Below are 15,053 nucleotides of genomic sequence, written 5' to 3' on the forward strand. Positions count from 1 at the left end.
CATGAGCACGAACGCTGGCAAGAAAAACGTCGCCCACCGGGGTAGCAATCACGGTTGCGTCACGCCCCCCGTGCCGAGCCTGGTGAGTCCGCCGGCGCCGCCGGCGCCGACGCCGTTCCCCTACGTGGGTCGCTCCGCCAATGCGAAGAAGACCAAGAGCAAGCTCAAGGTCGCTAGCAAGCCAGTGCTCGTGGTGGGCTCGACGATGAAGCTCGATCCGCCGGCGAATCAGCCTGCGCAGACCGGCGGCGGCGATTTGCTGACGCACGCGACGTTCAACATCGGCGTGATGACGAGCGGCTCGAGCGGCTTCAAGGTCTCGGGCAAACCCATCTGCTGCACGGGCGATACCGTGGCCACCAACGTGATGATGGACGAGGCGAGAGCCAGCCAGGCGACGGTGCCGCTGCTGGAAGGCGCGGACATCGATACCACGGTCAAGTCCATCCTGAGAAACGTTCGCCGGGAGGAGAAAAAGAAGAAGGCGCTCCCGGCGCAGCCCGCAAAGCAGCCGAAATGGAAGAGCGATCCGGTCGACGTCGCCACCTGCTACGTCGGCGATCGCGCCGTCGATCTCGAGCTCCCCGGTCCGATCCCTCTCGTATGGGAGCGGCGCTATTCATCGGGATTCGCGAAGGAGCGCACGGCGCTCGGGCGGGGCGGCTGGACGCTCTCGCTCGATCAGCGGCTCGAGCCGGTGGGAGGTTCGTTTCGGCTGCGCAACCGAGATGGGCGCTGGGTCGAGTTCGGGGCGCTCGGCGCGGACCAGGCGACCTTCCATCACGGCGAGCGGCTCACGCTCGAGCGTCGCAGCAAGCGCGAGATCGTCGTGCGCGACCACGTCACACGCCTTTTGCATGTTTTCGCGCCGGGCCCTGGCAGCGCGTGGCTCTTGATGGCAATCGAGACGTCGCGCGGGCAGAGCGTCCGGTTCACGTATGAAGGCGAGCGTCTCGTTCGCGTGGACGACAGCGTGGGTCGCGAGCTCCGCATCACGACCGACGGCGAGGCGCGCATCGTTCGCGTCGAGGTCTGGGCGGCGAATCCCTCGGGGGAAGGGCCAGCGCGCTTGCGGACCCATTTCAGCTACACCTATCATCCGGAGGGTGAGCTCGCGTCGGCCATGGACGCGCTCGGTCACGCGGAGGGATACGTCTATGACGGGCAGCACCGCATGATCGAGCACACGTGGCGGAGCGGCATCACGTTCCGCTACGAATACGACGAAGAGCGCGGCACGTGCATTCGGGCCTGGGGTGACGGAGGGCTGCAGGAGGTGCGGCTCGAGCAGGACGTAGATGCCCGGCAGACGGTCACCCACACGACGGAAGAGCCGCGGCGCTATACCTGGAACGATCAGGGGCTCGTGATCCGCGAGGAGACGCTGGATGGCGCGCTGATCGAGGCGAACGAGTACGACGCCGATCAATACTTGCTGGCGCGCGCCAATGGAGCGGGCCACAAGATCGAGCGCGCGTACGATGAGCGCGGCAACCTCGTCAAGGAGGTCGACCCTGCGGGCAACGTGACGACCTACGAGCATTCGGACGATCTCCTGATCCGCTCAGTCGATCCCGAGGGGAACGAGACCCGCTTTCAGTATGACGCGCACGGCGCGCTGATCGGCCTCACGTCCACGACCGGAGTCACGTTCCGTATCGAACGCGACCGTGAAGGGCGCGCGGTGGCGATCATCGGCCCGGAAGGCGCCCTGGAGCGGCTCGCGTACGACGCTCACCACAACCTCGTGAGCCGTGCATTGCACGGCCGCGGCATCTTCCGCACGACCTACGACGCGCTGGGTCGCCTCGTCGGTGGAATCGATCCAGCGGGCGGACAGACGATCATCGAGAATGACGCGTGCGGTCGCGTGCTCCGCGTGACGTATCCGGACGGCTCGCAGGTCATGTACGAGCGCGATTGCGAGGGGCAGGTGACGCGCTTCATGGATCAGCTCGGCGCCGTGACGCGCTTCGAGTATCAAGGGACCGGCGTGCTGGCACGCACCACCAGCGCGGACGGGCAGTTCTCGCGTTTTCGTTACGATCTGGACGAGCGCCGGACGAGCATCGAGAATCCACGCGCCGAGCGGTACGAGTTCGAGTACGACCGCGTGGGTCGCGTCGTGCGCGAGACGGCGTTCGACGGGAGGACCACCACGTACCGTCGAAACGCGGCGGGCCGTATTTCACGGATTGATTACGCGAACGGCGATTTTCGCGAATTCTCGTACGACGCGCTCGGCAACGTCGTCGAAGATCGCACCGCGGACAGCAAGATCGTCTTCGAGCGCGACGCGCTCGGGAGGATCATGAAAGCCACGTTGTCGGAGTACTCGGGCGACGTGGTGGTGGAGGTGGAGCGGGACGCGTTCGGGCGCATCGTGAAAGAGATCCAGGATGGCCGCCCGATCTTGTTCGAATACGACGCGATGGGGCAGCGCACGGCGCGCACCTTGCCGGACGGCGCGCGCACGGAATACCGCTACGACGAACACGGGGATCTGCTGTCGGCGGCGCACGGGGGCGTGGACGTGCGCATCTTTCGCGATGCGCACGGTCGAGAGCGCGAGCGCAGATTCGGCAGCGATGTCGTTGCGAAGACGGGTTACGATGCGGGCGGGAACGTCATGCAGGTGGACGTCCGCGCGCATCTACGCGCAGGCGAGCCGTCGCCCCGCGCCTCCGTGAGCCGCGTCTACACCCGTGATTCCGCGGGTTTGCCGACATCGATCGAAGACGCCGCATGGGGGCGAACGACGATCGTGCACGACGCGATGAAGCGACTCGTTCGGATGCGCTCGCCCGTACTCACCGAGACCTTCGTGTACGAGACGACGGGATCCGTGCGCGGCGCATCGTCGACGAGCGAGGAAGCTCCGACCGCCTGGCGCATGGGCATGGGCAATCGACTCCTGCGCGCTGGCGGCACGAGCTACGAGGACGACGATCGCGGCGCGCGGATGGAGAAACGGGATGCCGGCGGCGCCTCGACGTATTACGGCTGGGATGCGCGCGGCCGCCTGCGCGAGGTCGTCGCGCCGTACGGCGCGAAGGTGCGCTTTTATTACGACGCTTTCGGGCGTCGCGTGCGCAAGCACGTCATTGCGCCCGTCGCCGGCACGTTCGCGGATGCCCTCGCGCGCATGAAGGAGCGCGGTGATTCTGCATTGCCGTCGGTGCGGGTGGTACGATTTCTTTGGGACGATCATGCCCTCTGCGAGGAGCGGGACAGCGGCCGCGAAGACGGCGCCGGCCGGCGTGTCTTCGTGCACGAACCGGGCACGCTCACGCCTCTCTTGCACGCCGAGCGCGGGGAGGTATTCCTTTGCGTGACCACGCCCATGGGCGTGCCGGCCGAGCTCGTGGATCAACGCGGACGCGTGGCCTGGCGCGCCTTCGCTTCCGCGTGGGGAAGAATCGAAAAGGTGCAGCGCGACTTCGACACCGACGTGGAGAGCCCGTTCCGGTTGCTCGGCCAGTACGCGGATCCCGAGACCGGCCTCGCATACATGCAATTTCGCTATTTCGATCCGGATACGGCTCGATTCTTGAGCTCGGATCCGATCGATCTGATCGGCGGTGACAATCTCTTCGCCTACCCGGGGTCGCCCTTCGCCGTGGTGGATCCGCTGGGCCTCGCGGACGATCCGTGGCATCCCCACACCGCGACGGAGGACGACGTCATCTCGAAAGGCGTTCACTTCAACACGGCCGATCGGAGGGGCAACCCCCTGCCGGAGGTCAAAGTGACGACCGACGCGCAGGGGAACATCGTCTTTCAGGGCGCATTCAATCCCGACGGCGCGCACGAGGAGCGGCAGCGCGACAGGGCTGTGCAGCTCTCGGAAGAGAAGTTCAAATCGGACGCGACGTGGCGGTTGCGCCTGCAGAAAGCCGCGCGTGAGGCGAAGGAGAGCCTGTTCAAGAACTTCAATCGCAAGGACCGCGCGCAGGAGGCAAAGAAGGTCGAGCGCGCGATCCGGAACATCACCAAGTGCAAGAGGGCGTGATGGACGAGCGAGACGCACGGCGAGCAGCCTTCCATTCGGCGCCCCTCTGGAGGCTCCGGCGGCGCATCGATGATCCGAAGGCGCCGCGCGCACTGCACGATTGTCTGTTGAACGCCCGTCTGGAGGATTGGTTCCGCGAATGCCGCCTCGGTCCGGTCGGGATTGGCAGTGCGGTCTCCGAGGCCCTCGAGGTGATCGGGCAACCCCGCGCTCGATGCTCGGACCTCTTCTATCCCGGGTTGACATTGCTCGTCGCTGCGGATCGCGACACCCTCGCCGGGTTTCGCCTGGCGCTGCGCGAGGAAGAGCCCCTGATCCCCTTCGTCGACCTGGAGAGGTGGAGAGCCATTTCCAAGGAGGAAGCGGAGCGCTCTTTCGGCCTCGAGCTCACCGATGTCTCCTCCTACGACAATTCGACCACCTGGGGACGCTCGGAGGCGACGTCCGTCGGCGTCGTCAAGCAACAGATCCTCTTCGACGAGAACGGACACGCGGCAGAGGTCGAGGTGGTTGCTCCGGACTTTCTCGACCTCAGCGACGATGCCTTTCACGAGCACGCTCGCAAGCGGCTGCCCGAGTTCTTGAAGGCAGCCTTGCTCGAGGAATGGGTTCGCGAACGGAAGCTCGGGCCGATCGCGCTCGGCGCACCCTCCCTCGAGGCCTCGACCCTCTTCGGCAGCGCCGAGCAGGGGCGTCCGTCCTTGCATTATCCCGGATTGCTGGTGAAGCTCACGGCGGATCGAGCGCGTGTGCGGGGATTCTCCGTCGCTCTGCGAGAGGATCGGCAACTCGTCCTGTTCGCGGATCTCGAGAAATGGCGCTCGATGTCCATCGAGGACGCCCAGCGCTCCTTCGGGCTCATCCGGAAGGATTGGCCGACGCCGCACGGCATCTCCACGCTGGAGCTCGAAACGCCGAGCGAGGTCGGCTTCGTTCGGCTCGTGCTCTTTTTCTCGTGGTATCGACGGCGTTCTCGCCTGGAGAGCATCCACGTCTCCGTGAAGGAGCGGCGCGTCCCGCCTGGAATGGCTGCCCCACCCATTTCTTCGCCTCCCGAACGAATGAACACGTATCTGCCCAGGGTCTACGAACCACCGCAGAGTCCGACGGGAGAGCGTCTGCTCGACTGGCTCTTGGAGGGGCGGCTCGGCCCGCTGCCGGTCGGGAGCCGGCTCGATGACGTGATCAAATTCTTTGGAGAGCCCTGGTCCCGTTCCTCCCCGGGCATCGATCCCCCCATTCTCAAGTATCCCGCGCTCGAGGTCTTCGCCTCGTCGGATCACGCGCATCTCGCGGGATTCCATATCGAGCCGGGCGACGTCGAGGAGGCCGTGCCCTACGACGATCTCGAATTATGGCAATGCATGTCGGTCGAGGACGCCGAGAAGCTGATCGGGCAAGGATGGGAGCGGAGCGTGCTGGAACACGGCGGCAAGGAATCCATCATCCTCTCTCGCTGGTTGCCGAGCCCGCTCGGAAGGATGCGGCGATCGATCCACTTCGAAGACGACATCGTCACAGCCGTCGGGCTACTCGCCGGTCAGTCTGGACCCTCCACGAACGATGAGGACAACTCACCATGAGGACCGTGGAGATGCGCGTCGAGGGTGTGACCTACCCCGCCGCGAGGCTCGTCCTCGACACCGCCGTGGGCGAGGCGCATCGCGCGCGCATTCGCCTTTTCCTGCAAACGCCGCAGGATCCTCGCGCCTGGCTCGATAGCCCCGCCGCGGTGCGTATCCGGGGGCCACACGGCGAGCGCACGATGCACGGTTTCATCGCGCAGATCTCCGCGGTCGCGAGCGCCGATCCGGGGGCCGCTCGAGAATGCGAGGTGCTCCTCACTTCGCATTGCCAGAGGCTCGAGCTGCGCCATCGCTCCCGCGTTTTTCGCCGCAAGACGGTGCCGCAGATCATCGAGCAGGTGCTCGCCGACGTCGGGGTCACCGGAGAGCAGTTCGGCAAGGAGCTGCTGGAGGAGCACGCCGAGCGCGAGCACACCGTGCAGTACGACGAGACGGATGCGGCTTTCGTGCGGCGCCTCTGCGAGCGCGAGGGGCTCTGGTTTCGCCATGACGAGCAGGATGGATTCGATAGGTTCGTCCTGTGCGACTCCTCCACGACGACGGACGAAGCGCCCGGCGGCGCTGTGCGGCTCGTCGATACCCACGCCCTCGGCGCGGAAGACCGCATTGCGTGGAGCGCGAGCGCGCGGCGCAAGCGCCGGCCGGGCAAGGTCGTCGTGCGCGATTACAACGTGGCCAATCCCCGCGTGCAGCTCGAAGGAAAGTGCGAGGATGGGCTCGACACGGAGAGGGCGATCGAGGTCTACGCGGCGCCTGCGGGGTTTCTGGACGAGGCGGGAGGTGAGCTGCGGGCGCGCCTGCTTGCGGAAAGCTTGCGCGCGGATGCCTCGACCATCGTCCTGGAGACATCGGCGCTCGACATCGCGGCGGGCAAGTTCTTCGAGATCCAGAGCGATCTCGCGACGGGCACGGCGATTCCCGAGGGAAAATACTTCGCCACACGGACACACCTCGAATGGACGGCAGGGGAGGGGCGCTTCACCGCGCGCGTGTGGGCCATTCCGCGTGATCGTGTCTATCGGCTCCCGCACGTCACGCCGCGTCCGCGCATCCACGGCGTTCAGCCGGCGTTCGTGACGTGTGCTCCGGGCGAGGAGATTCACACCGACGAGCTCGGACGCGTGCACGTGCGATTCTCGTGGGACCGCGAGGCCCCGAACGATCACACGGCCAGCCTGCCGATCCGCGTGATGCAGCCGAACATGCCGGGCTCCATGCTCGTTCCGCGCGTCGGCTGGGAGGTGCAGGTCGCCTTCGAGGACGGGGATCCCGAGCGACCCTACGTGCTCGGGCGGGTCTACAATGGCCGGAATTTACCGCCGTTTCCGCTCCCCGCGAACAAGACCATCACGACCATTGGCACGGCCAGCTCCCCTGGGGGAGGCCAGACGAACATGGTGCGGTTCGACGACGGCGCCGGGCGCCAGCACCTCGTATGGACGGCCGGCTTCGGGATGACGACGACCGTCGCGAACGACATGCTCAATCAGACGGTGGGCTTCGAATCGGTCCACGTGAAGGGGAACCAGAGCTTTACCATCGGCGGCCATCAGACGATTTCCGTGCAGAATGCAGCCCTCGTCGGTGCGGCGTCGCAATCGCTCACCGTCGGCGGCAACCAGACCATCACGATCAAGGCGACGGGCTCGACGACGGTCGCGTCGGAGTCGGTCGCCATCGGCGGTGCGCTCATCGAGCTCGTGGGCAATCCCAAGGATGGGCTCGCCAGCTTCGCCGAGTCGGCCGCGCTCGCGGGCGTCGGGAGCATCCCGGTGGTGGGCGCGGCGCTGACCCGTGGCTACAACATCGGGAAGGCGCTCGGGCAAGGCTATGCGCGCGGCGGAATGGAGGGGCTGCTGCAAGCCGCCGGGCAGACGGCGATCAACGAAATCGCTAGCGCGATCCCCGGCGGGGATGCAATCGTCGCCGCAGCTGACCCGATGGGATTGACCCCATGGTCGCAGCGCGCGCAGGATCGCTGCGGGGCGCAGGCGGCAGGCGGCGGTTCGGGCGGTTCGAGCGGAAGCGGCGCGGACGGGGCAGCTGCGGCCGCAGGCCACCGCAATACCCTCGTGGACGGCGTGATGACGGAGTCCATCGGAGCGCTGCTCGGGATGCAGACGCCCAGCACGATCAACTGGACCACCCTCGGAGCGTCGACGTTTGCCATTGGTGGCAGCCACACGACGAGCGCGGTGCGCATCAGCAGGCTCACGGCAGGCGCGTCGCGCGACACGTCGGCGACCATTGCCGTCACCGCCGCGCAGGCCATCGGGCGCAACGTGACCGGAGCGCACACGCGGCGCGTCGCGGGCGCCTACACCGCCAATGCGGGCGCGGGCTTTCTATTACAGGCCAAGGGGTCGATGTCCATTCAAGTCGGGGGCCCGGCGACGCTCGAGGGGAGCAAGGTCGTATTCGAGGTTCCGGGCGCGAGCGTGATCGTGCACGGCAGCGGGGTCACGCTCGCGGCAGCGAGCATCACGATCAACGGCAAGACCGTGAAGAGCGGCAAGGAGAGCGTGGGATGACCGATCTCGCCATCGTCGCGTCCGCGCTCGTCAGCCCACTCGGTCGAACGGCGGAGGAGCACGCATTCCTTCTGCGTGCTGAAGCGGCGCCGCTGGCAACGGGAGCCTTCGTCGACGACGACGAGACATTCCTCCCGGTCTTCTCGTGCCCATGGATCGGCGCGGATCGCCCCCTGAGCTCGCGGCTCCGCATCCTGGGCCTCCAGGCCGCGAGCACGGCGCTCCGCGGCGTGCCGGACGAAGTGCGGCCCTCCCGTGTCCTGCTCGTCCACGCGGCGGACCGTCCTGGTTTTCGAGAGAGCGACGTCGCTCCGCTGCGATCCACATTGAAGGCCGCGGTGCGCAATCCCGACATCGTCACATTCCGCGGCGACGCGGGGACCATGTCCGCGCTCGAAGCCGCGAGAGCCGAGCTTCGGTCCGAAGGCTCCGTGCTGGTACTCGCGGTGGATTCGTACGTGGCGCTTCGCGCGATCGATGCATGGTCCGCGTCTCGCTTCGATCCATGGGGAGCGAATCTCGGTCCGATCGGCGAGGCCGCAGTGGCGTTCGTGCTGGTGACGCGAGAGCGCGCCCACAGGCTCGGATTGTCCACGGAGGGCACCTTCGTGCACGCGGCGACCACGAGCGGGAGCGCGCGTGACGACAACGACGTCGACGAAGACGGCGCGGCGCTTTCGTCGCTTCTCGCAAATCTGCCCATGAATGGGGGGCGTTTTGGTCTGGCGCTTGGTCCGGCCGACGTCGATCCGCTCCGGCGGCGCGAGTGGGAGCTCGCATTCGCGCGGCAGAACGCTCGTTTCGAGATCGATGCAGAGGTCGTGAGCGCAGAGAGCGTCCTCGGGCGCGTGGGGGCGGCTTCCGGCGCGCTGCACCTCGCCCTCGGCGCCGCGATGCGAAAGCATGCGGCATACCGGGTCGATCGGGCCTCGCCGCCTCGCGGTGAGCACGCGCTCGCGTGGGCGACGTCTCCCGATGGTTTGCGGGGTGTCGCCGTCGTTCGGGGGGGCTCGTGAAAGCGGCGCCTCGCATGGCCTCTCGCGAGCCACGGCTGTGGACGCCCGCTCCGTTGCTTTCGAGCATTGAAGTCGCCGAGCCTGCGCTCGCGCCGGCGCCTCCGTCCGAGGGGCTTCGCGTGAAAATCGTGGCCGATCGGGCGGCGTCCGTGCGGCTCCGCGAAGTGCGCCAGTTTCAAATCGCCGGTTGCCTCGAGCGCGCCGAAGTCCTCGCCCGTGATCGCTATGAAGGCCCGATGGATCAGCGCGACGAGGTCGAGCGCCGCTTGCTTGCGCAAATCGATGCGGCAGCGGTTCTCGGTATGCGCGTCCCCGATATTCTGGCGTTCTGGGAAGGGAACGATCCCGACCCCGAGGTGGCGTGGTGCACGGCATTCTTGCTCGCCTCGTGGGACGAGCCCGGCGCGCGACCGGCGCTCTCGACGTGGCTGCAATCGCTGCGCGAGGCGCCTTTCTCCGCGTGGCTCGCGGCGACCGATGCGCTCTCGGCATCGTCGCACCCAGAGCTCTTCGATATGCTCGCCGAATCGCGAACGAGCTCCTCCAGCATCCTGCGTGCGACGGCGATCGACGTGCTCTCGCAACGCCAGATCTCACCGAAAGGCGCGGGCATACCCATACCTGGGACCGACCCGTACCTCATGCTGGCGGCGCTTCGTGCGGCCACCCGCTCCCCTGACATCGCTCCCCAGCCGTTGCTCGACGCCCCATTCCTCGTTGCGACGGACCCGGACATCCTGCGGGAAGAGGCGCGCACGCGCCTCATCCTCGGCGACCTCCGGCCGGTGACGAACCTCCATGCTCGGGTCGACGATATGCCGGAGAGCGCCGCTTCTCTCGCGGTGGAGAACCTTGCGCTCGCCGGCGACGAGTCGCTCGTGGGGGCCGCGCAGGCGTTGATTGCGCGGCTCCCGACCTCGGAGGCGCTCATCGAAGCGCTCGGACGGTTCGGCGTGCCGGAGCTGCTCCACGGCGCATTGCGCGCTCTCGAGGAGCCGGAGCTGGCGGCGACCGCGTGGGAAGCGCTCGTCACGGCATTCGGCGCGCAGGTCCCTGAAACGGAGCCCGATCCGCACGGGGCGTGGAAGAAGGTGCTCGCGCGGTTCGCCGAGAGAGGCGGCCGTCATCGCGGCGGCCTGCCATGGTCGCCGGAAGCTGCGGTCGCCGAGGCTCGACGACCGGAGCACTCGGTGCGAGCGAGGCGCGTGCGGCTCGACGAGATTGCGGCGCGTACGGGCAGCCGATTGGCGGGCGATCCCGCGCGCTGGGGTGCGCTCGGGCAGGATGTGTGGCGCAACCTCCCGAGGGGCCTGCGCCGCGACTGACATCGTGGAGACGATCATGCCGAAAGAGACCGCGACGATCCCGCTCTCCGCATTCGCCAAGGTTCACGCCGCGCGCTCTGCCGGGCACTCGCTCGCACGCGCGCTCTCGTGGGCGGAGGTCGCGCCCGAGCAGTGGTCCGCGGCAGAGGCTGCCTGGAATGAACGCCTCGTGGAGAGCGCAGCGGGCGATTGCTCCCTACTCGTCGCCTACGACACGCACGTGCTTCGCGTGGCGGATTTGCTTGCCCCACGGATCGAGCCGCTCGAGAGCGACATCGTGGCATGGACGCAGTTTTCCCGTCACCTCGCTGCCGCGGTGGATCCCGACGTGTTCCTCGCGGCGTGCGGCATCCAAATGGCCGATGTCATGCGGCTGCAACGTGCATGGGCCGGGAAACGGGGCGCCGATCCCTCTCTCGCAACCCAGGCTCTCCAGGCTGCGCACGCGCCGCTCGAGCCCGTCCCGGCGCTGCGCGTGGAGCCGCGGGTCATTGGTGACGATGTGCGCCAGGGGGCGGTGACTCCCTCCCAGGCGAGGCCTCCGGCGGATCAACGTCGGACGCCCGTCCCGCCGGTATTCGATCCGAATAGCGCACGAGCAGCGCACGAAGTCTCGGCCCCACCGCCGCTCGTAAAGGCAATCCCTGTGGTGGCTCCGGCGCCTCCGAGCCTGGAAACGACCCTGACCCTCACGGGGTCGTTCGTCGCTGCGGACGTGCACCGAAGGAATCCCTTGCCCTTCGACCCAGCCGCTCCGTCCGCAATTTCGCGCGTGGAGGAGAAAAAGCAGGAGCCGGGCGACATGCGTTCGGGTGCGAACAAGACGACCGAATTCACGGAAGTGGATCGATTGAACGAGGCGCTGCGGGAACCGGTGCCTTTCCGTCGCCCGGCACAGGGCCCGCAGGCAGCCCCACGGATCGTGTTCTCGGCCGAGGCCCATGCGTTGCCGAACAAGCCGCCTCCGGCGGGCGCGCAGAACCCGGCGCCCGCTCACCGCGACCCCTTGGAGAGCACGGTGGATCTGTCGACCGTCTTGGACCCGATGAGAGGGGAAAAGCCAGCCACGCCCTTCGAGCGGCCTGGGGCCGGCAAGCCGATGCCGGTGCCCGCCGCGCAGCCCGGTTCGAGCACCCCACCCAATACGCCGACATTGACGCTCGAACGATATGCATCCCTCTGCGTCGAGCTCACTGCAGCGCCGGGGCACGCGCAGGCGGTTGCGTGGCGGTACGGGCTCACGCATGAGCAGTGGAAGAAAGTCAATGCCTACTGGCAAGGGCGCATGGCGAGCGAGCCGGACGTGCGGGCTGCGTGGGAGAGGGCGTGTGTGACGTATCGGGATTGGCTCATGCGCAGGTGAGCCCCGGCAACCCCGCGGCCGACGACGTGAACTCTTCGTGCCGATGGAGCACTGGGGGGTCGAGGAGGAGAGGGCGCCGCCGGCGATCGCGCCGAAGGGTGGCACGAGCGTACCGAGGGCGGCGAAGAGATTCGCCCGGCACCCGTTGAGAGGCAAGCTCCCATCGTGGCTGCTGCGCCGCCGCCGGCGGTGCAACTCGACCAGACAAATGCCTGTGCAGTTCGTCATGCCCGGCCCTCCGCTGCTGTTTCAGGCAGCAGCGCATGAGTGGACCGGCCCTCCGCGCGAGTGGCGCGTAACGCGCGGCGCGGGCTCTCTCGGCCACATCCGCCCTCGGAGAAACCGTCTTACGCCCTTCGAGCGGCCATCACCGAGCGCTCCGGCGTCTTCGCCAGCCGAATCTCCGTCGGCGCCGCAACCGTCGACGAATGCGGGGCAGGCGCCTTCACCGCTGACGTTCGAGCAATACGTGTCGCTTTGCGTGGAGTTCGAGGCTGCGCCCGCACAGGCCCCCGAGATCACGTCGAGATACGGACTCACGCGGGGGAGACGTTGTGTGACGTTCGGGCGAGTCTGCTGGAACTGACCGGAATCATTGGGGGTTGTTCCTGCTGGGTGGCCCCGTCGTCCCTCTGAAGTCCGCTAAATTTCGCCGGCGTTCGTGATGTCTGGGCACGATTTGGGGCACGGTCGGGGGACCCTGAGCGGGGGTGTTGGCGTAGATGAAGTGTAGGTGCGTCAGTGGCGTCTCGATGAATGACGACCCGACCCCCGAAGTTCAGATCCGCTTGGCCGACCCGCTTGGGATCCGATTGGGCGGTCTTTGACACGCGCCTTCGAGCTCCCTGGGCCGAAGGCCCGGTGATGGTCCGATTCCGTGCCCGCAGCGCTGGCAGCGCCGTCGGGTGCGCGTTGAATGCAGGAATGGCGGCGCGGATTCACGAGGAGCAGGAAAGTTACGCTCGGGTCGTCCGGCGGGAGGTCGAGAGGGCGCGAAATCGTGACGGGTGGACTGATTCCGGAGGCGCAGGGCGCACGGGACGCGGACGGGTCCCTCGCGCCTCGGGGATCGGGGGACGCGAGGCCCTTTCGGGTCCCTTGCGCCCCGAGGCGAGGGGCAGGCGTGGCGTCGACGGGGAGCGTGCTTCGCGGGGCGCCGGCGCAGCGACACCCGTCCGCCGGTTCATAACCGGAAGGAATGCCCCGCAGCGGACATGAGGATGATGAGGTGCGTAGAGGAGCGCGCGGCGCGCAAGACGAATTCCAGGAACATGGAGTGCCCGCCGAGGCTTACAAGAGGAGACAGAGGTTCGGGCGAAGGGCAGCCACGTCAATGGCAAAAAGGGTGCCGCCCGCCCGCGCCGCGCCGCGCCGTTCGGGAGACGCGTCATCCAGCAGTGCGTCCTTTTCGGTTCGCATTGGAAGACATGCGAAGCAGCTACCCATGGCGCGCGCCCATATAAGGAGAAGTGCTGGCGTACTCGTGTTCGCACTTTCGACGTCCGAAAGATAAGTGTTGACATCGAATCCCAAATCCATGATAAGGTGCACGGGCGTCCGGGGACTCCTTGAGTATTCTTAGAACGGCCGATCCCCGGCGTTGACGCCGGGAGACGTCTGCGCGCCCCGTGAGCGCGACGTCGAGCATAGCAGGCAGTCGAGAAGCGCCGCGAGCGCCCTGGATCCAGGGAGGCGGACGCAGGAATACTCCGGTATTCCGCGGACGACGACCGACGATCCAGGGCGCGCAGCACGTTCATCGACTGCCTGCTGGTGCAACCGAAGGTACCCGTGCCGGAGGAATGCGGTTCGTGGCGAGCTTTTATGCCATTCATTCCGTCGCCGATTCGCTGGCGTCGTACCTGAGGTACGCGTATCAGGCGGATCAGGCGAAGCCCGAGCACTCGTCGCTCCTGCCGAGCTGCGATTTCGCCGTCCTGTCGAGCGGTGAAATGGGCGATGTGGGCGAAGGCGAAGACGCGCCCGTCAAGCCGCGGGTGTCGCTCTACATGTACCGAGCGACGGTCAACGAGCACCTCAGAAATCAGCCGCTCGGAGCGAGGCCCTCCGACGCGCCGCCCCCGCTCGCGCTCGATCTGCATTTCCTACTCACGGTGTGGTCCGACAAGGTCGAGGACGAGCTCAGGATCATGGGGTGGACGATGCTGAAGCTGCACACCCACCAGATCCTCGGCGCCTCCGATCTCACGGAGGAAGGCAAATTCGGGCCGGACGAGGTCATCCACGTGATCCCCGCCGAGCTCTCGAACGAAGATCTGATGCGCATCTGGGACGCGATCCGGCGCCCCTACTGCCTCAGCGCCTCGTACATCGCGCGCGTCGTGCGCCTCGAGGATCTCGGAACGTACGATCCGGCCAAACCCGTCCTCGCGCGGCGCTTCGAGGTCCAGGGCAAGGGAGGTGGCTCGTGATCGTCGAGCTCGTCGACGACCGCGTGCTCGGCGCGATCCGCTTCCTCGATGCGGAGACGGGATTGCCGATCCTGAGTCCTCTCTCCGTCGCCGGGGAGGGAATACGCTTCGTCGCGAATCGCTCGGGCATGTTCGTGATCACCCGCGCGCGCACGGGCGCCGCGAGCATCGATGCCGAGCTCGCGGCGTTCACGGGCTCCTTTCAAGCGCCGCCCGGCGCGCCGGCGCATGGATCCGTCGCGCTCGAGTTCACGGTCGCCGATCCCGGCGGGCGGTACCTCTCGCGTGTCGGCACCGTGCACCTGCCGCGCAGCCAATCGAATGCCGCGTTTTCGCCCGTCGAGTACCTCCTCTATCCATCCCCCATCGCGCGCCCCGTCGCGGTGACGACGAGCGTGCGGCTGTCGATCTCGTACGACGACGGGGAGAAGGTCGCGGGCGCGATCGTGGAGGTCTCCGTGCCCGTCGACGAAAACGTCACGCGTGTCGGCCGCGGCTTGTCCGACGCGCGCGGCGAGGCGATCGTCTTCGTGCCGCGTATCCCCGTCGTCCGATGGGGAGAGGACACGAGCGGGGCCGTCGCGACGGCTCCTTTCGAGGGAGAGGCGCGCGTCTACCTCGCGAAGGCGGGCTACGCGCCGCTTTATCCCGACGAGCGCGACGAGAACAACGCGACGCTCGCTTGGCAGGGGGCCATCGAGCTCGTCTCGGGTCGAGAGCACCGGCTCGATCCCATTACCATTTCGACGAACCCACCTACACCTTGATCCATCCTCGAAGGAGGGGCC

The 15,053-nt window shown here is 67.2% G+C and carries 8 protein-coding genes; all 8 read left to right on the forward strand.

Annotation, left to right across the window (positions count from 1 at the left end; genetic code table 11):
- Nucleotide 1: 1 nt before the first annotated feature.
- The 8 genes from KEG57_RS17065 (at nt 2) to KEG57_RS17100 (ending at nt 15,032) form a co-directional block, all read left to right on the forward strand.
- Nucleotides 2-4,012, forward strand: a complete 4,011-nt coding sequence (locus tag KEG57_RS17065; protein WP_272420645.1) for an RHS repeat-associated core domain-containing protein — start codon at nt 2-4, stop codon at nt 4,010-4,012.
- A gap of 107 nt (nt 4,013-4,119) precedes the next feature.
- Nucleotides 4,120-5,595 (forward strand): hypothetical protein, encoded by a 1,476-nt coding sequence (locus tag KEG57_RS17070; RefSeq protein ID WP_272458631.1) that lies wholly within the window; start codon nt 4,120-4,122, stop codon nt 5,593-5,595.
- Nucleotides 5,592-8,129 carry a type VI secretion system tip protein TssI/VgrG gene (gene tssI, locus KEG57_RS17075; protein ID WP_272420650.1) on the forward strand — a complete coding sequence of 846 codons (2,538 nt, stop codon included), beginning with the start codon at nt 5,592-5,594 and terminating at the stop codon, nt 8,127-8,129. The genes KEG57_RS17070 and tssI overlap by 4 nt, the downstream gene beginning before the upstream one ends.
- Nucleotides 8,126-9,145 carry a hypothetical protein gene (locus tag KEG57_RS17080; RefSeq protein WP_272420652.1) on the forward strand — a complete coding sequence of 340 codons (1,020 nt, stop codon included), beginning with the start codon at nt 8,126-8,128 and terminating at the stop codon, nt 9,143-9,145. The genes tssI and KEG57_RS17080 overlap by 4 nt, the downstream gene beginning before the upstream one ends.
- A 53-nt stretch (nt 9,146-9,198) precedes the next feature.
- On the forward strand, nt 9,199-10,470 hold the full coding sequence (locus tag KEG57_RS17085) for a hypothetical protein (protein ID WP_272420654.1): 1,272 nt from the start codon (nt 9,199-9,201) through the stop codon (nt 10,468-10,470).
- A gap of 16 nt (nt 10,471-10,486) precedes the next feature.
- The gene (locus tag KEG57_RS17090) at nt 10,487-11,833 is read left to right on the forward strand and encodes a hypothetical protein (protein WP_272420655.1); all 1,347 of its coding nucleotides are present in this window, start codon (nt 10,487-10,489) and stop codon (nt 11,831-11,833) included.
- 1,811 nt (nt 11,834-13,644) lie between these two features.
- Nucleotides 13,645-14,265 carry a Pvc16 family protein gene (locus KEG57_RS17095; protein ID WP_272420657.1) on the forward strand — a complete coding sequence of 207 codons (621 nt, stop codon included), beginning with the start codon at nt 13,645-13,647 and terminating at the stop codon, nt 14,263-14,265.
- A complete protein-coding gene (locus KEG57_RS17100) occupies nt 14,262-15,032 on the forward strand; it encodes a hypothetical protein (RefSeq protein ID WP_272420658.1) in 771 nt (256 codons plus the stop codon). The genes KEG57_RS17095 and KEG57_RS17100 overlap by 4 nt, the downstream gene beginning before the upstream one ends.
- The last annotated feature ends 21 nt before the right edge of the window (nt 15,033-15,053 follow it).

Source organism: Polyangium jinanense, from assembly GCF_028435365.1.